The sequence below is a fragment of the Blastococcus sp. PRF04-17 genome, assembly GCF_023016265.1.
Taxonomy (GTDB): Bacteria; Actinomycetota; Actinomycetes; order Mycobacteriales; family Geodermatophilaceae; genus Blastococcus_B.
Genome location: NZ_CP095412.1, coordinates 2,760,167 through 2,783,182 on the forward strand (window position 1 = coordinate 2,760,167; position 23,016 = coordinate 2,783,182).

Consider the following 23,016-nt stretch of genomic DNA (forward strand, 5'->3'; position numbering starts at 1 on the left):
GAACGTCGAGCAGCGTGCTCAGTCCTCCAGGTAGACCGTCGCGAAGTCCTCGGCGGTCAGCGGGCTGGGCTCCAGGCCCTGGACGTTCTCCGCCACCACGAGAGCCGGCGGGGAGTGCGAGATCGGGACACCCGGCAGGTAGTCCATGATCAGCCGGTTGGCCTCCTGGTAGAGGTCCGTCCGGTTCGCCGGGTCCGGCTCGGCGTCGGCCTCGGCCAGCGCCTCGAAGATCTCCGGTGCGCTGAACGCACCGAACTCGGCGGACGCCTGGTTGTTCTGGTCCTCGGCGAAGAACGTGCCGATGAAGTTGTAGGCGTCGTTGTAGTCGCCGGTCCAGCCGAGCAGGTGGATGTCGGCCTGACCCGACTGCACCGCCTGCAGGTAGTCCGGGTTCCACTGGAGAGCGGTCGGCTCGATGGTGATGCCGACCTCCTCCAGGTCCTCGCTGATGACCTGGAACATCGCGGCCGGGTCCGGCAGGTACGGGCGGCTGACGTCGGTCGGGTAGTAGAACCGCAGGGTGAGGTTCTCCTGACCGGCCTCGGCCAGCAGCTCGCGCGCCCGGTCGGGGTCGTACTCGTAGGTGGTGACGTCGTCCGCCCAGCCGTCGACGGTCGGCGGCATGAACTGCGTGGCCACCTCGGCACCCTCGGGCAGCAGCGAGGTCACGATCTCCTCGCGGTTGATCGCGTGCGCGATCGCCTGCCGCACCCGCTCGTCCTGCAGCGCCGGGTTGGCGTTGACGCCGGCGACGTTCCCGCCGTTGAAGCCCAGGTACAGGATGTTGAACGGGTCGCGGACGAGCACCTGCGCGCCCTGGCCCTCGAGGGACTCGTAGTCGGCCGGTGAGACGAAGTCGTAGCCGTCGATCGTGCCCGCCTGCAGCTCCTGCCGGCGGGTGTTCCCGTCGGGGATGGTGCGGAAGATGATCCTGTCGAGCAGCGCGCCCTCGCCCCAGTAGTCCTCGTTGCGGACGATGGTGACCTCGCCGTTGCCCCGGTCCCAGCTGTCGAACTTGAACGGGCCGGTGCCGGTCGGGTGCTCGAGGGCGTACTCGGTGTAGGTGATGGCGTCCTCGCTGCCGGACAGGTTGTCCGCGTCGTACTCCTCCAGCGCCGCGGGGCTCTGGATGGAGAACGCGGGCAGCGACAGCGCGGCCGGGAACTTCGAGGTCACCTGGTTGATGCGGATGACCGCGGTGTTCTCGTCCTCGGCCTCGCAGCTCTCGTAGATACCGGGGTTGTCGCTGTCGGCGAAGCCGCCGAAGACCGCCTGGTAGTAGTACGAGGCGCTCGGGCTCTGCGCCAGACCGGTGAAGTTGTGCCAGCGGTCGAAGTTGAAGCAGACGGCGTCGGCGTTGAAGTCGGTGCCGTCGTGGAACTTCACGCCCTCGCGCAGCATGAAGGTGTACTCGAGGCCGTCGTCGCTGACCTCGTACTCCTCCGCCAGCGCGGGCACCGGCTCGGTGCCGCCCAGTTCGTTGGTGAGCAGGCCCTCGTGGATCTGGCGGGCGATGCGGAACGTCTCGCCGTCGCTGGCGAACGCGGGGTCGAACATGGCCGGGTCACCGGCCGCGCCGAAGACGAGCGTGCCGCCGGACTGGGCGGCGGCGTCGTTGCCGCCGTCCCCCTCGTCACCGGAATCCCGGTCACTGGAGGCGCAGGCGGACAAGGTCACTGCTACGAGCGCTGCCGCGGACGCGGCCAGCGCTCGGGGACGACGACGGGTCATCGCGGAAAACCTGCCTTCTCGGCCCTCACGGACCGGATGGACTCCGGACGGGACTGCCGTGGACGGAAAACTCCACAGACGCACCGGGGACCCTAGGACGGCGTCGTCCGCCCTGGTGAGGGCGTGATCAGCATCGTTCCCAAGCCGTGATAAAGGACCCTCCTGCTCCCCACCCCTCGCAAGCGCGCGGCGGGCCCCTGCAGGCGGGCCAATCAGGCGTCGATGCGGCGCCGTCCCTCGAACGCGCGACCCAGCGTGACCTCGTCGGCGTACTCCAGGTCGCCCCCGACCGGAAGCCCGCTGGCCAGACGCGACACCGCCAACCCCATGGGCGACACCAGCCGGGCGAGGTAGGCCGCCGTCGCCTCGCCCTCGAGGTTCGGGTCGGTGGCGATGATCAGCTCGGTCACGGCACCGCTCATCAGCCGGGTCATGAGCTCCTTGACCCGGAGGTCGTCGGGGCCGACCCCGTCGATCGGGCTGATCGCCCCACCCAGCACGTGGTAGCGGCCGCGGAACTCGCGGGTGCGCTCGATGGCCACGACGTCCTTGGGCTCCTCGACCACGCACAGGACGTCGTCGCTCCGGCGCGGGTCACGGCAGATGCGGCACTGCTCGGACTCCGCGACGTTGTAGCAGGTGACGCAGAAGCGGACCTCCTCCTGGACCCGCTTGAGCGCCGCGGCGAGCCGGCCGACGTCCGCGGATTCGGCGGCGAGCAGGTGGAAGGCGATCCGCTGGGCGCTCTTGGGCCCGACGCCCGGCAGCCGGCCGAGCTCGTCGATGAGGTCCTGGACGGCGCCCTCGTACACGGTGTTCCTCGGTTCTCGTGGCGTGCGGCGGTCAGAGGCCGGGCAGCCCGAGGCCGCCCCCACCGCCGAGGCCGCCGGCCAGCGGGCCCATGGTGCTGGCGGCGAGCTCGTCGGCCGCGCGCTTGGCGTCGCGGACGGCGGCGACGACGAGGTCCTGCAGGGTCTCGACGTCGGACGGGTCGACGGCGTCGGGCGAGATGGTCAGCGCGCTGAGCTCGCCGCTGCCCGTCATCGTCGCGGTGACCAGGCCGCCGCCGGCCGAGCCGGTGACCTCGGTGCGGGCCAGCTCCTCCTGGGCGGCGACCAACTGCTGCTGCATCTGCTGCGCCTGCTGGAGCAGCTGGGCCATGTCGGGCTGACCTCCGGGGAACATGCCACGAGAGTAAGCCGCGGATACGACGGGCAGCGGCACGACGAGCTCGCATCGCCCCACGCATCCGCGGCGGCTGCCAGCCCTGCCGCAGGGGGCGAGCAGCCACCCCCAGTTGTCGTGCACCACCTCGGACGCGCATTCGACCCGGGAGTTGCCGGCGAACGGCCCCGCCGAGTCGGTCGAATGCGTTCGGGCTCGCGGAGCCGGAGCGCCTTCCCGACCTTCCCACCAGCTTCTAGGCTTCGGCTGGATTGAGCCCGAGGGGGCAAGGGCGATGACTCACGTCTTCATCTCGTACAGCCGCAGGGACAAAGAATACGTGAACCGCCTCGCCCAATTCCTGAAGCAGGCCGAGATCAGCGTCTTCTACGACAGCGAGATCGGGTACAGCGCGCAGTGGTGGTCGACCATCGTCCGACACGTCGATGCGTGCTCCGCCATGGTCGTCGTCATGACACCTGCGCTGGATTCCTCCGACTGGGTGACGAAGGAGGTGCTCCTGGCACGCCGTGCGGGCAAGCCGATCTTCCCGCTGTTGCTCGAGGGCGAGGGCTACCCGTTGCTGATCGACGTCCAGCATCTGGACGTCAGATCTGGCGTGATGCCCGGCGAGGATTTCCTCCACGCGCTGCGCACCGCCCTCGGGCTCCCGGCAGCGGCCGAACGCGCGAGGCCGCCGGACCCGGTGCGCCCGATGCACCCGGCGCACCCGACGCACTCCGTGCCGGCGGTGGACGTGGTGGGCAGTCCCGTCTCGATCCTCTCCGACCTGCACCTGGACGACCTCGCACTGAAGGTGGAGCGGGCGCACGAGACCCTCGAGGCCTGGCGCAAGCTGGACGCCGTCGCGGCCAGGCAACCGGCGATGCTCATGATGAAGGCGCGAGCACTCGACCAGCTGTGCGAGGTCACGGAGTGCCTGACGATCTGCACCGAGGTGCTGAGCGCCGACCCCCAGAGCTCGGAAGCCAAGGTCTTGAAGGCGCGCCAGCTGAGCAGCCTGTCCTACTACGACGAAGCTCTGGCGCTGGTCGCGGAGGTGCTCGCGCAGCATCCCGACCACGTCGACGCGCTGATCGTCCAGGCGGAGGTGTACCGGGATCGCGAAGTGGATGGCGGAGAGGTGCTCATCGATCGGGCCCTGGCCATCGAACCGGACAACGCCGAAGCGCTGGCGGTGAAGGCGTCCTTCTTCACCGAGCGTCAAGATTCGACGGCGGCCGACCGGCTGCTCTCGCGAGCGACCGCGCTGTCACCTGGCTCCGTGTTCGTCGCAACTGGCCGCATCAATCACGCAGTGACGACGGGACAGTTCGAGAAAGGGCTGGAGCAGGTCGAGGCCCTGGTACGCATATTCCCTCGCTCGCCGATGATCCGCGTTCTCCAGGCGGTCGTCCGCGTCGCCATGCTCTTGAACGTCGAGGACGCCGAGCGCGACACGAGCGGCCAGGCTGCGGCCGCGGCCCATCAGTTGATCGCCGTCGGACTGGAACTCGGAGCACCGGCTGGGCGGGCGATGGTGAGCCTCGGACATTTCGCTCTGGCACTCCTGCATCACCGTTCCGGGGATTCGCGACAGGCCGACGCGGAGCTCGGGAAAGCCGAGCTCCTGGACGCCGGCACATTTCCCTGGTTGCGGCGCGGGATCTCGTCCCTGCGGGCGGAGGTCGGTGGGCCCTCGCGGAGGGAGGCTCCGCCCGGGCTGCTCGCCGCTCTTGCGAGGTTCACATCGCCCGACCTGCACCACGCGCCGAGCATCCCGGCCACCATCCTGACCAACGCTCGGGCCGCGTGTGGGCTGGAGACGGACGACCTCGTCCTCGCTGTCGTTGACTGCACCTGGTTCGGCAGCGCCAAGAACTGCATCGTGTTCACGGATTCGTTCGCCGCCCAGCGACACTCCTGGTTCGCCGGCGACCAGCGCACGAGGGTGCCCTACGCGGCGTTGCCGACGACCCCGTACAAGGCACGCGGGAGTGAGGTGGTGAACCCGGAGAGCGGAACGATCTGGTTCACGACCCGCGCGAGCCAGGTGTCGGCGAAGCGCGTCGTCGAGATGCTCGATGCCATCAAGGCATGGGTGGCGCCGAGCACCTAGCAGCACCTCCCTCCCCGCGTTGCCCGTAGGACGGGCCGGGCGGGTCTCTAGCCGTCGACGGGGCGGGCACCCAGCTGGGCGCGCAGCAGCGACAGCGCCGCCTGCTCGGGGTCGACGACCGGCTCCGGTTCGCGGTCGCCGGACGTGTCGGCGGCACGCTCGGCCATCAGTTCCCGTGCCTCGGCCGCCTCGGCCGCCCGGGCGGCCTCCCGCGCCTGCTCCGGCGGGACGGCGGGACCGGTGGCCGCGGCGGCGCCCTCGACGACGGCCTCCACCCGCCAGCGCACGCCGAGCAGCTCGTTGAGCGCCTCACGGATGACGTCCTTGTTCAGGTCGTCGCCGAGCCGGCGGGCCAGTGCCGGCGACGACGTCGCGAGCGTGAGCACCCCGTTCGACAGCTGGTGCACCTGGGCGTTCTTGAGCAGCGCCTCGGTCGTGCGCTTGTGGCGCTTCACGACGCCGAGCAGCTCGGGCCACACGCGACGGACGTCGGTGGTGGTCAGCTCGCCGTCCCCCGCGCCCGGCTCGGGGTTCGCGGAGACGACCGGGGTGGGCTCACCGCCCCGCGGCGCGGGCGAGGACTCCGCCGCCGCGCGTGGCGGAGCGCCGGCCGACGCGGCACCGCCGCCGGCCCCGGCGACCTCGATGCGCTCGGCCGCGGCCCGGCCGGCCGCCGGGCTGGCGGGGTGCGGCCAGTCCTCGTCGTCGGTCGGCTCGGGGGGCAGCGGGATGTCGGGCTCGGCCGCCGTCGGCCGGGAGCTGGGTCGCGCCTCCGGCTGCGGACGGCCCCCCGAGCGCCCGGCGCCCGACCCTGGCTTCACCGTCTCCGGCCACTCGTCGGTGGGCGTGGCGGTCGGCGGTGCGGCAGCCGCCGCTGCGGGGGTGGGCTCGGGGGTGGCGGGTCGCTGCGACGGCCGGACGTACTCCTTGCGCGGCGCGGTCGGCTCCGGCGCACGCACCGCCGCTGCGGGGGCGGGAGCCGTCGCCGGCGGCGCCTCGCGCAGCGGCGGCTCCGCCATGGCTCCCCCGCCCGCCCGGCCGGCGTGCTCACCCGCGATCGACAACCGCCGCTCGAGGCGCTCCAGCCGCTGGAGGGTGGCCGCCGCGGTGCCGTCGGTCTCGGGCAGCAGCATCCGGGCGCAGACGAGTTCGAGCAGCAGCCGGGGGGCCGTCGTGCCGCGCATCTCGGTCAGGCCCTCGTGCACGGTGTCGGCCATGCGCGAGAGCGTCGACGAACCGAGCGCCTTGGCCTGCTGGTTCATCAGGTCCAGCCGGTCGGGCGGGCAGTCGAGCAGCCCGTTGCCGCCGGCGTCGGGGACGGCGTCGAGCACGATGAGGTCCCGCAGCCGGTCGAGCAGGTCGGTCGCGAACCGCCGTGGATCGTGCCCGGCCTCGACCACACGGTCGACGGCGCGGAAGACAGCGGGGGCGTCGTGGGCGGCCAGTGCGTCGATCGTCTCGTCGAGCAGCGCGTCGTCGGTGACGCCGAGCAGCCCCACAGCGCTCTTGTAGGTGACGCCCTCGGTCCCGGCACCGGCGAGCAACTGGTCGAGGATCGACAGCGAGTCGCGCACCGAGCCGCCGCCGGCCCGGACGACCAGCGGGAAGACGGTCGGCTCGACGGCCACGCCCTCGGCGGCGCAGGTCGTCTCCAGCAGTCCGCGCAGCGTCGTCGGCGGGACCAGCCGGAAGGGGTAGTGGTGGGTGCGCGAGCGGATGGTCGGCAGGACCTTGTCCGGCTCGGTGGTGGCGAAGACGAAGACGAGGAACTCCGGGGGCTCCTCGACGACCTTGAGCAGGGCGTTGAAGCCCTGCGTGGTCACCATGTGCGCCTCGTCGACGATGTAGACCTTGTAACGGCTGTTCACCGGGGCGAAGAAGGCGCGTTCGCGCAGGTCACGCGCGTCGTCGACGCCGCCGTGGCTCGCGGCGTCGATCTCCATGACGTCGAGGGAGCCGGGACCGTCGGGAGCCAGCGCGATGCACGAGCCGCACACCCCGCACGGCGTGGACGTCGGCCCCTGCTCGCAGTTGAGCGAGCGGGCGAGGATCCGTGCCGACGACGTCTTGCCGCAGCCCCGTGGGCCGCTGAACAGGTACGCGTGGTTGATCCGCCCGGCGTCGACGGCGTTCATCAACGGAGCGGTGACGTGCTCCTGCCCGACCACCTCGGCGAAGGTCGCCGGGCGGTACTTCCGGTACAGAGCCAGAGCCACGCCGCGAGGTTAGCTGCCCCCGCTGACGCCCCGGCGGGCGTTCGTCGATGCCGGAGATGACGCGCCTCACGGAGCGAGCCGCGGGCACCTCAGCGCAGGACCGTGTCCCCCTCGTCCAGGAGTGCCAGGTCCGCCAGCGTCGGCAGGCCCTCCCAGTCGCCGGGGACCGTCACCGCGAAGGCACCGGCGGACGTCGCCAGGGCCAGCCGCTCGTCGGCGGGCAGCCCCCGGCAGAGGCCGCTGAGGTAGCCGGCGCCGAAGGCGTCGCCTGCCCCCACGGAGTCGACGACGGCCACGGGGCGCGCCGGAACGCGGTACAGGGCACCGTCGACGGCGGACACGGACCCTTCCGCCCCCTGCTTGAGCAGGACGTCGGCCGCGCCGAGCGCCCCGAGGGCACCGATGAGCGTCCGGGCATCCGCCCCGTCGACGACGAGTCGCGCCTCGTCCTCGGTGGCCATCACGACGTCCGCCCGTCGTACGAGATCGCGCAGGACGGGACCCGCGTCCGCGGGCGACCACAGCGCGCTCCGGTAGTTGAGGTCCACGGAGACCGGCACGCCACGTCCCACGGCCTCCTCAACGGCGGCGAAGACCGCGGCCCGGGCGTCCGGACTCAGGGCCGGGGTGATGCCGGTGACGTGCAGGACGCCGGCGGCGCCGATCACCGCGGGGTCGAGGTCGGCCGGGCTCAGCCGGGAACCGGCGCTGCCGGCCCGGTAGTAGAGGACGCGGGTGACCCGCGCGGTGCGGCGCTCCTTGACCATGAGCCCGGTGCGGGCCTCGGCGTCCACCACCGCGGTGGTGTGGACGCCCTGTCCCCGCAGGGTCATCGTCACCATCCGGCCGAACTCGTCGTCGCCCACGCGGCCGACCCACGCGGCGGGCACGCCGAGCCGGACGACGCCGACGGCCACGTTGGACTCGGCCCCGGCCACGCCGAGGCGCAACGCCGGAGCGTGCCGCAACGGGCCGACCTCCGGCGGCCACAACAGGGCCATCGTCTCGCCCAGCGTGACCACCCCGCCGACCGCCGGAGCGCTCACGAGCCGCTCCTGCCACGCGCCACCGCGTCGAGCGCGGCCCGTGCGCGCCCGGCGAGCGCAGCGAGGTCGTCGTCCCCGTCGAGGGCCGCACCGATCAACGGACCGCCCATGCCGACGGCCACGGCACCGGCCTGGAGGTAGCCCGGCACGTCGTCCACGCCGACCCCACCGGTCGGGATCAGCAGGACGTCGTCCAGCGGCGCCCGCACCTCCTTCAGGTACCGGGGACCGCCGGCCGATCCGGCGGGGAAGACCTTCACGGCGGTGGCGCCGAGCTCCCAGGCGGTCGCGATCTCCGTCGGGCTCAGGGCACCGGGGTACCAGCCCAGCCCCCGGGCGGCGGTCCGCTCCCCCACAGCGGCCGAGGTGGTGGGGGCGACCACGAAGGAGGCACCCGCATCGGCTGCCGCGTCCACCTCCTCGGGACGGCGTACCGTGCCCACGCCGACCTCCACACCGGGCCGGGCCTCGGCCGCGAGCCGGTGCACCACGTCCAGTGCCCGCGGTGTGTTCAGGGTGATCTCGAGGCACCGGACGCCGGCGTCCAGGAGCGTGTCGCAGACCACGTCGAGGTGCGCCCCCGAGCGGCCGCGCAGGATCGCCACCAGGGCGGTCTCCCGTACGGCCCGGCCCGGCTGCAGCCGCTGGGCGCTCATCGGGCCTCCCCCATCCGCCGGATGCCCTCCAGCAGGTCCTCGGTGTCGGTCGCCAGGGACAGCCGTACCCAGCCCTCCCCGAGCGGCCCGAAGGTCGTCCCCGGGGCCACCGCCACGTGGTGCTTGCGCAGCAGGTCCATCGCCCAGCCCGCGACGTCGCCGGCGCTCCGGTCGCGCACGTCGACCCACAGGTAGAAGGCGCCCTCCGGGCGCAGATAGCCCATGCCCTGGGCGTCGAGCTGGGCGACGGCGCGGTCCCGGCGCTCGCGGTAGGCCTCCCGCATGGCGACCACGTCGTCCTGGGGTCCCCGCAGCGCCGCCAGCGCCGCGGCCTGCGCCGGCGCGTTCACGCAGGCCAGCAGCGGCTCCTGCAGCTTGGCCGCGTGCTGGGCGACGTCCTCGGGTGTCACCAGGTACCCGACGCGCAGGCCGGTCATCGCGTAGGTCTTCGAGAAGCTGAAGGCCGACAGCACGCGCCCGTCGCGGTCGAAGCGACCCGGGCTCACGTGCGGGCTCTCGAAGGTCAGCGCGTCGTAGCACTCGTCGGAGAGCAGCCAGATGTCGTGCTCCTCCGCGAAGCGCACCAGCGCCTCCACGTCGGCGGCGGGCAGCACCGTCCCGAGCGGGTTGGACGGGGTGTTCACGACGATCAGCCGGGTGCGCTCGGTCACCAGTCCGGCCAGTTCTGCCGGGTCGGGGCGGAACTGCCGCTCGGGCCGCAGCGGGTAGCGGACCGGAACGGCCTGCAGCAGCTGCACCGCCATGGCGTAGTTGGGCCAGCCCGGGTCCGGGATGAGCACCTCGTCGCCGGCGCTGAGCGTCAAGGAGAAGGCGTTGTGCAGTGCCTGGGCGCCGCCGCCGACACCACCACGTTCCGCTCGGTGACGGGGAAGCCGTTGAAGCTGCTCACCTTCTCGGCGACCGCGCGGCGCAACTCCCCGGCCCCCGCGTTGGGCACGTAGTGGGTGTCCCCGGCCGCGTACGAGGCCCGGGCCGCCTCGATCACGTGTGCCGGGGAGGGGAAGCTCGGTTCGCCGACGTGCAGGCCGATGACCGGGTCGGGGAGGCTCCAGGCGAGGTCCATGACCTGCCGGATACCGGAGCGGGGCATCGTCTCGGCGCCGGCCGCCAGGATGGGCATGTCGTGTCGATCTCCTTGTTCGTGGTGCAGGTCAGCGAGGTGCAGGTCAGCGGTCCGCAACGGCCAGGTCCGGGAACAGCTCCCGGGCGGTCCCACCCATGACGCGGGCGAGGGCGGGTGCGTCGAGATCGGGCAGTGCCGCCGGCACCAGACCCGGCAGGTGCCGGTAGCCGGGGGTCTCGCTGGGCCACGGGTGGTCCGACCCCCAGAGCAGGCGGTCGGGGCCGTAGGCCCGCGCGAGCCGGCGGGTCACGGGGAACAGGTCGCGGTACGGGGGCTCCTCCGCTGACAGGGCGTACTGCCCCGAGACGAGCACGTGCACACCCGGCGCGTCGGCGAGCCGCTCCAGCCGCGTGACCAGCGACTCCGGGAAGGGGTCGTCGAACCGGGGGCGCCGGTGCTCGTCGACCCACATGTCGTGCGGGCAGAACCCCAGGTGGTTGAGCACCACCGGCAGCTCCGGCAGCAGCCGGACCAGCTCCTCCAGCAGGGACAGCTGCGGTGGCGGCAGATAGCTCCACAGCGGCAGCCGCTCGTCGGCGAGCACCCGCAGGACGGGGAGGAACGGCGACTCGGCGACCGGTCGCCCCGGCTCCCCCAGCCAGCTGGTCCGCAGCGCCGCGAACGGCCACCGCTCCCGCCGCGCCCGGAACGCGGCCACCGGGTCCCCGCCGGCGGTGCCGTGCTCCGCCGGCGTCCCGACCGCCACCGCGGCGAACCGGCCGGGATGGTCGGCCAGGACCTCGGCGACGTAGTCGTCGGCTCCGTCCAACGGCACCAGGACGGCGGCGTCGACCCCGGCACCCGCCATGTGCGCCAGCAGGCCCTCGACCGGGGCGTCCCGCTCCGCGGGCGCCAGCTCGTCGACACCCCGGCGGGACACCGCCGCGGGGCGGAAGACGTGCGCGTGGGCGTCCACCACGCCGGTGCCGGCGCGGTCGGCGTTCACCGGCTGATCCTCATCGTCGGATCTTGGCGACGAAGATCGCCGCGGCGGCCAGGATCACGATGCCGCGGATCAGCTCGGTGAGCGTCGCGGGGAGCTGCAGGAGCGTGACGGAACTGCCGATCAGCGACAGGAGCAGCACGCCGCCGACGGTGCCGAAGAGGCTTCCCCGGCCGCCGAGCAACGACGTCCCGCCCAGCACCACCACCGTGATCGCCGACAGCTCCAGACCCTGGCCCGCGGTGGGCGACCCGACCGTGGCCCGCGCGGCCAGCAGGATGCCGGCGAGTGCCGCGAGCATCCCCGCGAGGACGTAGGCCTTGACCAGGACACGTGCCACCGGGATCCCGTTGGACCGGGCCGCTGCCGGGTCCCCGCCGACGGCGTGCAGGTGCCGGCCGAACGCGGTGCGGTGCAGGATCCAGGCGACGGTGGCCAGCGCGACGAGCAGGATCGCGAAGGAGTACGGCACCGGGCCGATCCGTTCGAGCGCCACGGACGACAGCGCGCTGGTGACCCGCCCGTCCGGCGTCGTGCTCACCATGAAGGCCGCGCCCTGGATGAGGTAGAGCGTGGCGAGCGTGACGATGAACGGGGGCAGGCCCACCCGGGCCACGAGCACCCCGTGGAGGACGCCGATGAGGGCGCCCAGCAGCAGCATGCCGACGACCACGGGGAAGGTCCGGATGGGATAGCCGTTGATCAGGATGGCCGTGAGCAGCGCCGACAGGGTGGCGGTCGATCCCACCGAGAGGTCGATGCCACCGCTGAGCACCACGAGGTGCTGGCCCAGGGCGGCCAGCCCGAGGACGACGGTCGCGGTCAGGACGTTGGCGATGTTGGCCGGCGCCCAGAACCGCGACCCGTCGGCGATGGTCAGCCCCAGGACCGCGATGCCGACGACGATCCACACCGCGGCGCCGTTGCGGGCGAGGCTCGCGAGGGTGAAGCGCGATCGGGGGACCGCGACGACGGCGGTGGTCACCGGGGCGCCCCGGCGGTGTCCAGGACGACGTGCATGACGTTCTCCTCGTTGATGTCCTCGCCGGTCAGCTCGCCGACGACCCCACCGCCCCGGCAGACCAGGACCCGGTGGGACATCCCCAGCACCTCGGGCAGGTCGCTGGACACCATGAGCACGGCCATGCCCTCGGCGGCCAGGCTGGTGATCAGCCGGTAGATCTCGGTCTTGGCACCCACGTCGACGCCGCGGGTCGGCTCGTCCAGCAGGAGCACCTTCGGCCCGCGGCGCAGCCACTTGGCCAGCACGATCTTCTGCTGGTTCCCTCCGGACAGCTGCCACGTCCCCTGGTCGGGGTCCGATGCCTTGATGCCCAGCCGCTGCTGCTCCTCGCGGAACACGGCGCGCTCCCGCGCGCCGGACAGGAAGCCGCCGCGCAGCACCTGGCCGAGCGCGGCGAGCGTCGTGTTGGCGCGCACGGGCAGCGGCAGGACCAGTCCCTCGGTCTTGCGTTCCTCCGGCACGAGGACGACGCCCGCGGCGATCGCCCGGCGCACCGACGACGGCACCGGGCGGCCCCCGACCTCCACGGCACCGGCCACGCGGGGATGCTCACCGGCGAGTGTCCGCAGCAGTCGGCTGCGCCCGGAGCCGACGAGCCCCGCGACGCCCACGATCTCGCCGGCCCGCAGGTCCAGGTCCAGCGGGGCGGGCGGCCGGGTGGAACTGCGGGGGACGAGGCCGCGGACCCGGAGCGCCACCTCCTCCCGGGGCTCGGGCAGCGGCGGGAAGACGGTGTCGACGTCGCGGCCCACCATGTCGCGGATGATGCGGGGGATGTCGTACTCGGCGGCCGGGCCGGTGGACACCACACGGCCGTCGCGCAGCACCGTGACGTCGTCGGCGAGGTCGGTGACCTCCTCCAGCAGGTGACTGATGTAGATCACCGCCACGCCGTCGGCGGCCATGCCGCGGACGACCGAGAACAGCGCCTCGAGCTTGTCGCCGGACAGGACGGCGGAGGGCTCGTCGAGGACGATCACCCGGCTGCGGCGGACCAGCGCCCGGGCGATCTCGATCAGCTGCTGGTTGGCCAGCGAGAGCTCCTCGGCCGGCCGGCGCGGATCGACGTCGGCGAGCCCGACCCGGGCCAGCACCTCGCGGACCTCGCGGTCCTGCGCGGCTCGATCCAGCATGCCGCGCGCCGTCCGCTCCTGGCCGAGCATCACGTTGTCCGCGACGCTCATGGCCGGCAGGACGGTGAGCTCCTGGTACACCGCCGTGATGCCGGCCGCCAGGGCCTCCCGGGGGAGTCGAACCGCACCGGCTTCCCGTCGAGCAGGAGCTCTCCTTCGTCGGGGAGCTGGTTGCCGGTGAGGATCCGCACGAGCGTGGACTTGCCCGCCCCGTTCTCGCCGACGAGGGCATGGACCCGACCGGGCCGACACGTCAGGTCGGCCCGGTCGAGCGCCCGCACCCCGGGGAACGACTTGCTGAGCCCCCGGGCCTGCAGAACCGCCGTCGTCGACGGCGCCATGGCGTCGGTCATCGGTTCAGCACAGGTCCAGTCGAGCGAGCTCCTCGTCCGGCAGCAGGGCCGGCACGAAGAGGTTGTCGCTGCACTCGGGGCGGACGTACTCGTCGATGTCCTCGTGCGTGAAGCTCGGCGAGTTGATGTAGACCTTGTCCAGGACCGGCTCCCCCTCGAGGATCGACATGGCCGTGTCCAGGCAGTCCATGCTCTGCTCCGGTGGGAACGACGAGAGCGCGAACTTCACGTCCGTTCCCTGGACCGCCTTGAGGAAGGCGTTGATCGCGTCACCGGTCATCGGGGGGACCGGCCGGCCGGCCTCCTGGTAGGCCTGCACCACACCCAGGTCGCCGTACCCGGAGTCCGACCAGATGCCGGCGAGGTCCGGGTACTGGGTGACCAGGTTCGCCGCGACGGTCTTGGCCACCGTCGGCGACCACTCCGTGTACTGCTCGGTGACGACCTCGATGTCCGGGTACTTCGCGAACACCTCCATCGCCGCCGCCTTCTGGAACTCCGCGGTCGGCACGCCGGCGAGCCCGCTGAGGACCGCCACCTGCCCCTGGCCGCCGAGCTGCTGCACCAGCCACTCGGCGTACATGGTGCCGAGCAGCTCGTACTGGCGGGTGACCGTCGAGACCGCGCCGCTGCCGTCGCCGAGGCGCCCGGCGCAGAGGACGACGGGGATGCCCTGGGCCGCGGCCGCCTGGACCTGCCCGGTGATGCCCTCGCCCATGGGGACGACGACCATCGCGTCGGGGTCCTGGGAGGCCAGCTGCTGAATGTTGTCGACCTGCACGGTCGCGTCGCCGTTGGCGGCCGCGTACAGGACCTCCACGCCGAGCTCCTCGGCGCGGTACTTGAAGGCCTCCTCGTTCGTGAGGGCCCAGGAGTTGGTGGGACCCTGCGCCGCGAAGGCGATCCGGTACGTGTCGCCGCTCTTCGGCTCGGCCGCCCACTCGGAGGTGTCGACCTCGCAGACCTGTTCCTCGGTGGGCTCGAGGTCCTCCAGGCCGAGCTGCTCGGCCGCTTCGGTCCATGCCTCCTCGTACGTGGCCTGGGCTTCCTCGGCGTTCGCGCAGTCCTCCCCGCCGCTGCCGCCCCCGGCGGTCGTGCCGCCCTCCTGCTCCGTCCCGCAGGCCGCCACGAGCGCGGCCGTGACACCGATCGCCAACGGCAGGTGGAGCCGCCGGGACCGCGTCGAGGTGCGGATGTTGGTCTTCATCGCACTCCATCTGTTCTCTTGTTCCGACGAGGGGACCGGACGGTCCACCCGCTGCTCTGCAGCCAGACGGCGAGCAGGATCACTGCGCCGCTCACCGCCAGTTGTGCGCCCGGCCCCGCGCCCAGCTGGCGGAGCCAGGTGAGCAGGACGGCCAGGAGCGCGACGCCCGCAACGGTCTGGCCGATCCGGCCACGTCCGCCGGTCAGGGCGATGCCGCCGATGACCGCGGCGGCGACGGAGTTCAGATCGAGGCTGCGCGAGAGGCGGGCGTCGACGTAACCGATGTAGCCGGCGCTGATGAGCCCCGCCAGCACGGCCAGCAGTGCCGAGGCCACGTAGCAGCCGGCGACCACCCAACCGGTCCGGACGCCGGACAGGGCGGTCGCGCGGGCGTTGGAGCCGGTCGCGTAGATGCGCCGGCCGAGCCCCGTCCGGCCGAGGACGACCCCGGCCAGCAGTGCGACGCCGAGGAAGACCCACGCCGGGGTCGGCACCCCGAGGAACCGCCCGGTGCCCAACGGCGACAGGGCGTCGGGGATGTTGCCCGACGGCGCGCCACGGGTCCACGCCGTGATGACGCCCTGGACCAGCACGAACGTGGCGAAGGTGGCGACGAACGCAGGCACCTGCCGCCGCACGACCAGCAGCCCGTTGACGACGCCGACCGCGAGACCGGCGGCCAGGGCGAGCAGGATCCCGGTGCCGAGCCGGGCGTCGTCGCCCAGGGTGTGGCTCGCGACGATGACGGTGGTCAGTCCGACCACGGCCCCGATCGACAGGTCGATCCCGGCCACCAGGAGCACGAGGGTCTGCCCCACCGCCGTCACCCCGATGAGGCCGGCCTGGAAGAGCACCAGCCGGAGGACGTCGCCGCTGAAGAACCCCGGGGTGGTCACGGCGGCCAGGAGCAGCACCAGCAGGAGGCCGGCGAGCGGGGCCAGCAGCCCCAGTGCCCGACGCAGGAGGCCGGAGCGGGTTCCCGGTGCTGCCTCCTCCACGCCGGCGGCCTCGACGGCCGGCTCGGCCGGCGCCCCGGAGCTCATGCGTTGCTCCCGGTCGCCCGGGTGCCGGCGGGCACCGCGGCGGCGCCGCAGAACTCGGCGGCCAGCGCCTCGTACAGGCCGACCGACCTGCGGACGGCCGTCACGGAGACCCACTCGTCGGCCCCGTGCGCGCGGCGCAGCAGGCCCGGTCCGAGGGCGGGCAGCGTCGGCAGCCCCTGTCCGGCGTCGAACCAGGTGGCGTCCGTCGTGCCCGGGAAGACCGCCAGCGGGGGTTCGGTGCCGAGTACTCGCCGGCATGCGGCCGTCGCGGCCGCGGCGACCGGATGGTCGGCCGGGACGGCGGCGGCGGGCAGCCAGTCGTTGGGCGCCACGTCGTACTCGACCGCGAGATCGGCGCCGGTACGCGCGGCCACCCGCTGGGTCAGCTGGGTGAACGCCTCGGTCAGGGCGGTGCGGTCCATGCCGGGAAGCAGCCGGACCTCGGTGTCCGCGGCGATGCGCCCGGGCAGGACGCCATACCCCACTCCGCCGCGGTAGGTCATGCCGGCGTTGACCGTGGCCGCCCAGCCCTCGAGCCCGTCGACGTTCGGGGGGACCTCGAGGGTCAGCTCGTCCGCGACGGCGGTCACCAGCCGCGCCACGTCGACGCCGGCGTTCCGCGTGCCCGGGGTCGCGGAGAGGCTGGAGTGCCCCTGGCGGCCACGCGCGAGCAGTCGCAGTCGGGCGATGCCGCGGCTGACCAGGTGGATGCGGTCGAAGTCCGTGTCGATGCCCCCCGGCTCGCCGATGACGACGGCGTCCGCGTCGAGCGGACGGGTCGAGGCGACGTGGTGGGCGCCGAACGTGGCGCCGTCCTCCTCGTCGGCGGTGAACAGCAGACTCAGCCGGCCACGGGACAGCGGGCTCCGGGTCAGCCGGGCGGCGGCGACCAGCATCGCCGCGATGGCGGCCTTCATGTCCGCCGAGCCGAGACCGTAGAGGCGGTCGCCCTCGATGTCGGCCCCCAGCGGGTCGACCGTCCACGTGGCGTCGCCGATCGGCTTGGTGTCGAGGTGGCCGGAGAGCACGAGGTGCCGGCCGCCCGGTCCGAAGTCCAGCGTGACCAGCAGATTGGGGCGCGCGGGGTCGAGCGCGATCGTCTCGGCAGCCGGCAGTCCGAGCTCTGTCAGGGCGTCCCGGACGACCGCCGCCACCGCGCGCTCGTCCCCCGGGGGTTGGGACTCGGCGTGCGCACGAGCCGCTGCGCGACGTCGACGACGTCCACGACGTCCACGACCGCCCCGCTCACTTGTACCGCCGGGCCCAGTCCTGCCCCTGCCACGTCTGCATCGAGACCGGCACGAGGCGGTAGAGCCAGCGGGGCTTGTCCATGGTGGGCGCGAGGTACTTCGGTCCGTTCTCCCCCAGATACCGGGTCGACATGCGTTCGGCCACGGGCACCCACTGACCGCCGACGTTGGGTCGCTCCACGAGTTCGGCCCGGCACTGCGCGACGACCTTGCGCTGCGTGCCGTCCTCGTCGACGGTGATGGCGCAGCGGTCGTCGCCCTCGAGGTAGCGGCCCCATGCCGCCTTCTCGCGCGGGACGACCCAGAACGCCTCGCCGTCCCACTCCTGCCAGCAGGGCACGACGTAGGGCCAGCCCTGGTCGTCCAGGCACGCCAGACGCGCGATCCGGGGTTCGGCCAGGAAGGCGGACATGGCGTCCTCCTCCAGCTTTCCTACCTTTCCGCGCCAGCTCTCGTCCTCGCTCATCGCGTGCTCCTCTCGCTGGTGGTGGGGCTGGGCCGGTCGGTTCCGGACGCCGTCGGCGGGAGGCCGCCGAGTCGACGCGACAGCTCGGCGGTGACCCGGAGGACGTCCGGAGCCAGCCGGTGGAGGTCGTCGGTGGAGAACCGGTACGCGGGCGCGGACACCGACAGTCCGGCGATCACCGCACCGGTGTGGTCACGGACGGGCGCGGCCACGCAGCGCACGCCCTCCTCGTTCTCGATCTCGTCGATCGCGTAGCCGCGTTCCCGCACCCGTGCGAGGTGGGCGAGGACGGCGTCGGGGTCGGTGATCGTGTTCTCGGTGCGCCGCTCCAGCGGCGGGACGAGCAGGCCGCGAACGTCCGCGTCGGCCATGCCGGAGAGCAGCACCTTGCCGATTCCGGTGCAGTGCAGCGGGTTCCGGAAGCCGGGCCGGGCCGACGGGCGCACCGGCTGAGGGCTGTTGACCGCCGCCAGGTAGAGCACCTGCTGGTTGTCGACGACACCCAGGAAGCAGGTCTCGCCACTGATGTCGACGAGCTCCTCCATCAGGTCCACGGCCTGGGAGCGCAGGTCGAGCCGGTCGAGGAACGACTGACCCCAGGCGGCGACCCTGGGCCCCAGCCCGTACCGGCCGTCGGCGTCCACCCGGAGGACCTCCGCCCGGCACAGCACCTCGAGCAGCCGCAGGGCGGTCGGCCGAGGGACCCCGCTGGCCTCCACGAGGTCGACCAGCCGGAGCGGGCGTCCGCTGTCCGCGACCAGGTCGACGAGGGCCAGGCCCTTGACGAGGGCCTTCGCAGACCCCGCGGAAGTGGACGCGGCGTCCAGATCGGGAATGGACATGGCGTCCATTGTGTGGATCACCGCACTCGGCGCAAGCCCCTGCGCCAGGAAAGATTTGCGATTTCCGCAGACGTGCTCGCCCGGACCGCGCTCTGCGGACGCTCCGGATCGACGGCGGTGAGCAAAGAAGGGACCCCCGCGCACCCGCCAGAGCCCGCTTATCCTTGCTGCCTTCCGGCCCTGGGGAGGTTCACAGGATGACGCCACACGAGGGGTCTGGCGTCCACTGTAGAGGAATGCGGCAGCGCCCCCACGACGGTGCCCGCTACGCTCCCCGGCCATGACGCCCCGGCATGCCCTGGTCCTGCCCCCGCCCCGCTCCTGAGAAAGGACCCCGTCCCCCTCACCCCTCGCGACCGGGGGCGAGCCTCCGGACGGGGCCGAGTCAAGGTCCGGTCCACAGGAGCGTCATGTCCACCCGAGCCACCTCCGAGGACGCGCCGGCAGCGCACGGCGTCCTCTCCTCCACCGCGTCCCGCCGCGGCTTCCTCCTCGTCGTCCTGGCCGCGCTGTGCTGGGGCACCTCCGGCCTGAGCGGCGCGATCGTCGCCGAGCGCACCGACCTCGGACCGCTCGACATCGCCTGGCACCGCATGGCCATCGGCTCGGTCGTCCTGCTGGCCGGCTACCTGCTGGGCGGCGCCGACGCACCGGTCCGGCCACTCCGCTGACCCGCGGCACGGCCGTCCGTCTTGTGCTGGTCGCCGCCGGACTCGCCGCCTACCAGCTGGCCTACTTCGCCGCCGTGGCGACGGCGGGGGTGAGCATCGCGACCCTGGTGGCCCTCGGGCTGGCACCACTGCTGATCGCCGTCGGCGCGGCGCTGCTCGGGCACGGCCGCCCGGACGGGGCGACCGTCGTCGCGCTCGTCGTCGCGCTGGTCGGCCTGGTCCTGCTGGTCGGCATCTCCGCCGGCGCCGACACCGGGACGACGGTGGTCCTGGGCGCCCTCATCGCGGTCGGCTCGGCGCTCGGCTACGCCGTCGTGACGCTGGCCGGCGGCGGTGTGCCGGCGGGCGTCCCGGTCACGCTGGCCGGATTCGCCGGCGGGGCGCTGCTGCTCACCCCCGTCGCCCTGGTCGCCGGCCTGCGCCTCACCACGGAGCCCGTCGCGCTCGGCGTGCTGATCTACCTGGGCGTCGTGCCGAGCGCCCTGGCCTACGCGATGTTCTTCGCCGGCCTCAAGACGGTTCCGGGCTCGGTCGCCGCGATCGTGACGCTGCTCGAGCCGCTCGGTGCGACCGCGTGGGCGACGATCGTGCTGGGCGAGCGGCTCTCACCGGGCGCGCTGGCCGGCGGGCTGCTCGTGCTGGCCGCCGTCGCCGGGCTCTACCTGCGGAGGATGGGAGATTCGAACTCCCGAGGGGTTGCCCCCAACCCGCTTTCCAAGCGAGCGCCATAGGCCACTAGGCGAATCCTCCAGTGCACCGGCGATGCTACCGGGCGACCCGTCCGGGTCGTCGCGGTGGCCGCCGTGCGGCATCCTGCACCCCGTGCGGTTGACACCTCGACCGGAAGGGAAGGGTCCCGTGCGCACGCCGTGGACCAGGCGGAGAGGAGGCAGGCCATGAGCGGACCGAGCGAGGTGCGGCCGGAAGTGGTGGCCGCGATCGTCGACGTCCTCAAGGGGGCGACCCCGCGGACCTGCCCCCGGGTGCCACTGCCGCCGAGAAGGCGGCGGCGAAGGACACCTACCTGTCGGAGTTCCTGGCCGAGCGCGGCAAGCGCGACCGCCAGTCGCAGGCCTGGGAACTGCTGCTCACCCGGAGCTACGACGAGCCGCCGACGTGGAAGCAGATCTTCGACGACCTCGACCCCCAGGTGCACGCCGAGCTCGGCACCCTCTACGACGCCCTGCCGGCCGGCGCCCAGGAGGAGTACGCGCGCCGCTTCGGCGTCCCGTCCGGGGTCTGACGCGGGCCCGCTCATGATGACCCAGACCAGATGACCCGTCCCGTCACCACCCCCGGCCGCCTCGTGGCAGGCCGGTACCGGCTGCAGTCACAGCTCGGCGGGGGCGGGATGGGCACGGTCTGGCTGGCCCGCGACGAGCTGCTGGGCCGCCAGGTGGCGGTCAAGCAGGTGCTCTCGCCGGCGGAGGTCAGCGCCGGGGAGGCCGACCAGCAGCGGCAGCGCGCCCTCCGCGAGGGCCGGATCGCCGCCCGGCTGAGCCATCCGCACGCGATCTCAGTCTACGACGTCGCGCTGGAGAACGGCCAGCCGTGGCTGGTCATGGAGTACCTGCCGTCGCGCAGCCTCGCGGCGGTGCTCAGCGAGGACGGCGTCCTGCGAGTGGATCAGGTCGCCCAGATCGGCGCCCAGGTGGCCGACGCCCTCGCCGCCACCCACGCCGCGGGGATCGTGCACCGCGACGTGAAGCCGGCGAACATCCTGATCGGCGAGGGCGGGCGCGTCGAAGGGCTGGTGAAGATCACCGACTTCGGCATCTCCCACGCCTCCGGCGACGTCACGCTCACCCAGACCGGCCAGATCACCGGCACCCCGGCGTTCCTGGCGCCCGAGGTCGCGCAGGGCCACCAGATGACCGAGGCCAGCGACGTCTTCTCCCTGGGCGCCACCCTCTACACCTGCATCGAGGGCCAGCCGCCCTTCGGCATGGAGGACAACGCGCTGGCCATGCTGCACAAGGTGGCCGGTGGGCAGATTCGGCCGCCGCACCGCGCCGGCTCCCTGGCCCGCCCGCTGACGCGCATGCTGGCCGCCGACCCCGCGGACCGGCCGTCGATGATCGAGGTCCGCGACGAGCTGGCCAAGCTCGCCGCGGGGCGCAACGGCGACACGACGACCGTGCTGCTGGCGCGCACCGACCTGAACTCGAACAACCCCGGCCGGACGGCGGCGTTCCCGGCCGGCGTCGCGGCCGGCACGGGCGCCTCGGGCCCGCCGTCGACCCCCGGCCCTCCGCCACCGACGCGGCGTGACCTCCCCGAGCCCCAGCCCGCCCCCGCCGCCGCTCCCGCCGCCGTCGGCACCCAGGACCGGCCGCCGGTCGTCGTCCCGCGTCAGAAGGGGCGCCGCCGGGGACGGGCCCTGTGGGCGCTGGTCGGACTGGTGGCGCTGGTGCTGGCGGGCCTGATCGTCTTCTGGTCCGTCGCGCTGGACGACTCGGACGACCCCGCGGACTCCCCCACGGCGAACCAGACCAGCGAGCAGACGTCGGCCGCCACCGACGAACCCACCGACGAGCCCGTGGACGACGACGAGGAGTCACCGGCCACCGACGAGACCACCGGCAGCGACGCCGAGGAGCCGGCCGCCGCCGGGGATCCCGTGTCGGCCACGACGGAGTTCTTCTCCTACATCCCCGGCGACCTGGAGAGCGCCTACGCGCTGACCAGTCCCGAGTTCCAGGCCCGGTACCCCTTCGACCGCTGGTCCGGGTTCTGGAGCGGGTTCTCCAGCGTGCGGATCAGCGACGTGGTCAACGAGAGCGACACCAGCGCCCTGCTCAACATCACCTACGTCCGGCCCGACGGCTCCAGCGAGACCGAGTACCACCGGATCACGTTCGTGCGGGGGGACGACGGCCGACTGCTGCTCGACGACGACGACAACAGCCCCTGAGACCGCCGGAACGGCGGCGTCCGCCTGGGGACGCCGCCGTTGGTCAGCACTCGGGGGCGGCTGACCCCGCGGACCGACCGGGAGCGCCTCGTAGGCTCGGAACGGCGTCGAGCCCGACGCACGACCTTGCTCGACGGGAGACTTCTTGCTCCGCCGGTGCGCCACCCTTGCCCTCGGGGTCGGTCTGACGCTGACCGCTTGCACGACCGAACCGCCGGACGGCCCCGCGGCCCGAGCCACGGGCTATGTCGGGTTCGAGCACGTGCACGGCCTCGGCGTGGACCCCGCGGACGGGATGCTCTACGCAGCGACGCATTTCGGCCTGTTCCGTGTCCCCGAGCATGGCGACGCCGAGCGAGTGGCCGACCGGCATCAGGACACGATGGGCTTCACCGTGGCGGGTGAACGCACGTTCCTCGGCTCCGGGCATCCGGACTTCCACATGGACCCGGACCTTCCGACGCAGCTCGGGCTGATCCGCAGCGAGGACGCCGGCGAGTCCTGGGAGATCGTCTCGCTCGGGGGCGAAGCGGACTTCCACGCGCTGCGCGCCGCGCACGGCAACGTCTACGCATGGGACGCCGGAACCGGCCGCGTGATGGTCTCCGCCGACGGCGGGCAGACCTGGGAGACGCGCAGCACTCTGGATCTGCGGGACCTGATCGTGCACCCCGACGACCCCGCCGTGCTGCTGGCGACGACCGAGCGAGGGCTACTGCGCAGCGAGGACGGCGGGCGGACCTGGGCTGCCCCGCCCGAGGCGCCGATGATCGGCCTTCTTGGCTGGGCGGCCACGCCGTCGCTGTACGGCATCGCGCCCGACGGGATCATGCACCGGTCAGCTGACGGTGGCCTGACCTGGACGGAGCAGGGTTCTCTGACGGGCAAGCCCGAGGCGTTGCACGTCGACCACCGTGACGGTGTCGAGAACATCTACGTCGCGGTCTCCCCGGCGAGGATTCTGGTCAGCACCGACGGCGGCACCTCGTTCACCTCCCGGTACGCGGACTGACGCCCGCGTACCGACGCGCCGCCGTCAACAAACGGGCACGTCGGCTCGACTTCTTCGCGCTCCTCCGGGTCCGGGCTCTCCG

21 protein-coding genes, 1 tRNA gene, 1 other RNA gene and 1 pseudogene are annotated in these 23,016 nt (G+C 73.0%); 5 read left to right on the plus strand and 19 right to left on the minus strand.

Annotation, left to right across the window (positions count from 1 at the left end; translation table 11 throughout):
* Positions 1-18 precede the first annotated feature (18 nt).
* The 3 genes from MVA48_RS13975 to MVA48_RS13985 form a co-directional block, all read right to left on the minus strand.
* The gene (locus MVA48_RS13975) at positions 19-1,677 is read right to left on the minus strand and encodes an ABC transporter substrate-binding protein (RefSeq protein WP_246981242.1); all 1,659 of its coding nucleotides are present in this window, start codon (positions 1,675-1,677) and stop codon (positions 19-21) included.
* Positions 1,678-1,943: 266 nt separating this feature from the next.
* The gene (gene recR, locus MVA48_RS13980) at positions 1,944-2,543 is read right to left on the minus strand and encodes a recombination mediator RecR (protein WP_246981244.1); all 600 of its coding nucleotides are present in this window, start codon (positions 2,541-2,543) and stop codon (positions 1,944-1,946) included.
* A 31-nt stretch (positions 2,544-2,574) separates the two neighbouring features.
* A complete protein-coding gene (locus MVA48_RS13985) occupies positions 2,575-2,916 on the minus strand; it encodes a YbaB/EbfC family nucleoid-associated protein (RefSeq protein ID WP_246981246.1) in 342 nt (113 codons plus the stop codon).
* Between the two features lie 112 nt (positions 2,917-3,028).
* On the opposite strand from MVA48_RS13985, the gene MVA48_RS13990 reads away from it, so the two are divergent.
* Positions 3,029-5,014 carry a toll/interleukin-1 receptor domain-containing protein gene (locus MVA48_RS13990; RefSeq protein WP_246981247.1) on the plus strand — a complete coding sequence of 662 codons (1,986 nt, stop codon included), beginning with the start codon at positions 3,029-3,031 and terminating at the stop codon, positions 5,012-5,014.
* A 47-nt stretch (positions 5,015-5,061) separates the two neighbouring features.
* Here the strand turns inward: MVA48_RS13990 and MVA48_RS13995 are convergent, their stop codons facing one another.
* The 15 genes from MVA48_RS13995 to ffs form a co-directional block, all read right to left on the minus strand.
* Entirely contained in the window at positions 5,062-7,230 is a 2,169-nt protein-coding gene (locus MVA48_RS13995) for a DNA polymerase III subunit gamma and tau (protein ID WP_246981248.1), read from the minus strand.
* Positions 7,231-7,319: 89 nt separating this feature from the next.
* The gene (locus MVA48_RS14000; RefSeq protein ID WP_246981249.1) at positions 7,320-8,276 is read right to left on the minus strand and encodes a sugar kinase; all 957 of its coding nucleotides are present in this window, start codon (positions 8,274-8,276) and stop codon (positions 7,320-7,322) included.
* A complete protein-coding gene (locus MVA48_RS14005) occupies positions 8,273-8,932 on the minus strand; it encodes a bifunctional 4-hydroxy-2-oxoglutarate aldolase/2-dehydro-3-deoxy-phosphogluconate aldolase (RefSeq protein WP_246981250.1) in 660 nt (219 codons plus the stop codon). The genes MVA48_RS14000 and MVA48_RS14005 overlap by 4 nt, the downstream gene beginning before the upstream one ends.
* Complete coding sequence (locus tag MVA48_RS14010) at positions 8,929-9,756, minus strand: pyridoxal phosphate-dependent aminotransferase (protein WP_246981251.1); 828 nt, start codon at positions 9,754-9,756, stop codon at positions 8,929-8,931. Before MVA48_RS14010 ends, MVA48_RS14005 begins: the two co-directional genes overlap by 4 nt.
* Complete coding sequence (locus MVA48_RS14015) at positions 9,753-10,073, minus strand: hypothetical protein (protein ID WP_246981252.1); 321 nt, start codon at positions 10,071-10,073, stop codon at positions 9,753-9,755. Before MVA48_RS14015 ends, MVA48_RS14010 begins: the two co-directional genes overlap by 4 nt.
* A 46-nt stretch (positions 10,074-10,119) precedes the next feature.
* Positions 10,120-11,022: an amidohydrolase family protein gene (locus tag MVA48_RS14020; RefSeq protein WP_246981253.1), complete on the minus strand. Its 903-nt coding sequence runs from the start codon at positions 11,020-11,022 to the stop codon at positions 10,120-10,122.
* 10 nt (positions 11,023-11,032) lie between these two features.
* Positions 11,033-12,004 (minus strand): ABC transporter permease, encoded by a 972-nt coding sequence (locus MVA48_RS14025; protein ID WP_246981255.1) that lies wholly within the window; start codon positions 12,002-12,004, stop codon positions 11,033-11,035.
* Positions 12,001-13,257, minus strand: coding sequence for a sugar ABC transporter ATP-binding protein (locus MVA48_RS23525; RefSeq protein WP_256461076.1), 1,257 nt, complete (start codon positions 13,255-13,257; stop codon positions 12,001-12,003). The genes MVA48_RS14025 and MVA48_RS23525 overlap by 4 nt, the downstream gene beginning before the upstream one ends.
* Complete coding sequence (locus tag MVA48_RS23530) at positions 13,224-13,529, minus strand: ATP-binding cassette domain-containing protein (protein WP_256461077.1); 306 nt, start codon at positions 13,527-13,529, stop codon at positions 13,224-13,226. Before MVA48_RS23530 ends, MVA48_RS23525 begins: the two co-directional genes overlap by 34 nt.
* A gap of 4 nt (positions 13,530-13,533) precedes the next feature.
* A complete protein-coding gene (locus MVA48_RS14040; RefSeq protein WP_246981257.1) occupies positions 13,534-14,736 on the minus strand; it encodes an ABC transporter substrate-binding protein in 1,203 nt (400 codons plus the stop codon).
* Entirely contained in the window at positions 14,733-15,779 is a 1,047-nt protein-coding gene (locus MVA48_RS14045) for an ABC transporter permease (protein ID WP_246981258.1), read from the minus strand. Before MVA48_RS14045 ends, MVA48_RS14040 begins: the two co-directional genes overlap by 4 nt.
* Complete coding sequence (locus tag MVA48_RS14050; protein WP_246981259.1) at positions 15,776-16,933, minus strand: M20 family metallopeptidase; 1,158 nt, start codon at positions 16,931-16,933, stop codon at positions 15,776-15,778. The genes MVA48_RS14045 and MVA48_RS14050 overlap by 4 nt, the downstream gene beginning before the upstream one ends.
* A gap of 91 nt (positions 16,934-17,024) precedes the next feature.
* Positions 17,025-17,495: a pyridoxamine 5'-phosphate oxidase family protein gene (locus MVA48_RS14055; RefSeq protein ID WP_246981262.1), complete on the minus strand. Its 471-nt coding sequence runs from the start codon at positions 17,493-17,495 to the stop codon at positions 17,025-17,027.
* Complete coding sequence (locus tag MVA48_RS14060; RefSeq protein ID WP_246981264.1) at positions 17,492-18,337, minus strand: IclR family transcriptional regulator; 846 nt, start codon at positions 18,335-18,337, stop codon at positions 17,492-17,494. Before MVA48_RS14060 ends, MVA48_RS14055 begins: the two co-directional genes overlap by 4 nt.
* Positions 18,338-18,462: 125 nt before the next feature.
* Positions 18,463-18,557, minus strand: an RNA gene (ffs, locus tag MVA48_RS14065) — signal recognition particle sRNA small type.
* A gap of 190 nt (positions 18,558-18,747) precedes the next feature.
* Here ffs and MVA48_RS14070 point away from each other — a divergent pair.
* A complete protein-coding gene (locus tag MVA48_RS14070) occupies positions 18,748-19,008 on the plus strand; it encodes a DMT family transporter (RefSeq protein WP_246981266.1) in 261 nt (86 codons plus the stop codon).
* A gap of 314 nt (positions 19,009-19,322) precedes the next feature.
* A pseudogene (locus MVA48_RS14075) lies at positions 19,323-19,610 on the plus strand (EamA family transporter); the annotation flags it as partial.
* 63 nt (positions 19,611-19,673) lie between these two features.
* Here MVA48_RS14075 and MVA48_RS14080 read toward each other — a convergent pair.
* Positions 19,674-19,758, minus strand: a tRNA-Ser gene (locus tag MVA48_RS14080).
* Positions 19,759-20,281: 523 nt separating this feature from the next.
* Here MVA48_RS14080 and MVA48_RS14085 point away from each other — a divergent pair.
* Positions 20,282-21,922, plus strand: a complete 1,641-nt coding sequence (locus tag MVA48_RS14085) for a serine/threonine-protein kinase (RefSeq protein WP_246981269.1) — start codon at positions 20,282-20,284, stop codon at positions 21,920-21,922.
* A 145-nt stretch (positions 21,923-22,067) separates the two neighbouring features.
* Positions 22,068-22,934: a F510_1955 family glycosylhydrolase gene (locus tag MVA48_RS14090; protein ID WP_246981271.1), complete on the plus strand. Its 867-nt coding sequence runs from the start codon at positions 22,068-22,070 to the stop codon at positions 22,932-22,934.
* The last annotated feature ends 82 nt before the right edge of the window (positions 22,935-23,016 follow it).

Bases quoted from the DNA above. Each gene is read 5' to 3' on its own strand.
- MVA48_RS14015 (WP_246981252.1), bottom strand. From the start codon at position 10,073: ATGCCCATCCTGGCGGCCGGCGCCGAGACGATGCCCCGCTCCGGTATC.
- MVA48_RS14085 (WP_246981269.1), top strand. From the start codon at position 20,282: ATGACCCGTCCCGTCACCACCCCCGGCCGCCTCGTGGCAGGCCGGTAC.
- MVA48_RS14070 (WP_246981266.1), top strand. From the start codon at position 18,748: ATGTCCACCCGAGCCACCTCCGAGGACGCGCCGGCAGCGCACGGCGTC.
- MVA48_RS14055 (WP_246981262.1), bottom strand. From the start codon at position 17,495: ATGAGCGAGGACGAGAGCTGGCGCGGAAAGGTAGGAAAGCTGGAGGAG.
- MVA48_RS14045 (WP_246981258.1), bottom strand. From the start codon at position 15,779: ATGAGCTCCGGGGCGCCGGCCGAGCCGGCCGTCGAGGCCGCCGGCGTG.
- MVA48_RS13985 (WP_246981246.1), bottom strand. From the start codon at position 2,916: ATGTTCCCCGGAGGTCAGCCCGACATGGCCCAGCTGCTCCAGCAGGCG.
- MVA48_RS14005 (WP_246981250.1), bottom strand. From the start codon at position 8,932: ATGAGCGCCCAGCGGCTGCAGCCGGGCCGGGCCGTACGGGAGACCGCC.
- MVA48_RS14040 (WP_246981257.1), bottom strand. From the start codon at position 14,736: ATGAAGACCAACATCCGCACCTCGACGCGGTCCCGGCGGCTCCACCTG.
- MVA48_RS23530 (WP_256461077.1), bottom strand. From the start codon at position 13,529: ATGACCGACGCCATGGCGCCGTCGACGACGGCGGTTCTGCAGGCCCGG.
- MVA48_RS14060 (WP_246981264.1), bottom strand. From the start codon at position 18,337: ATGTCCATTCCCGATCTGGACGCCGCGTCCACTTCCGCGGGGTCTGCG.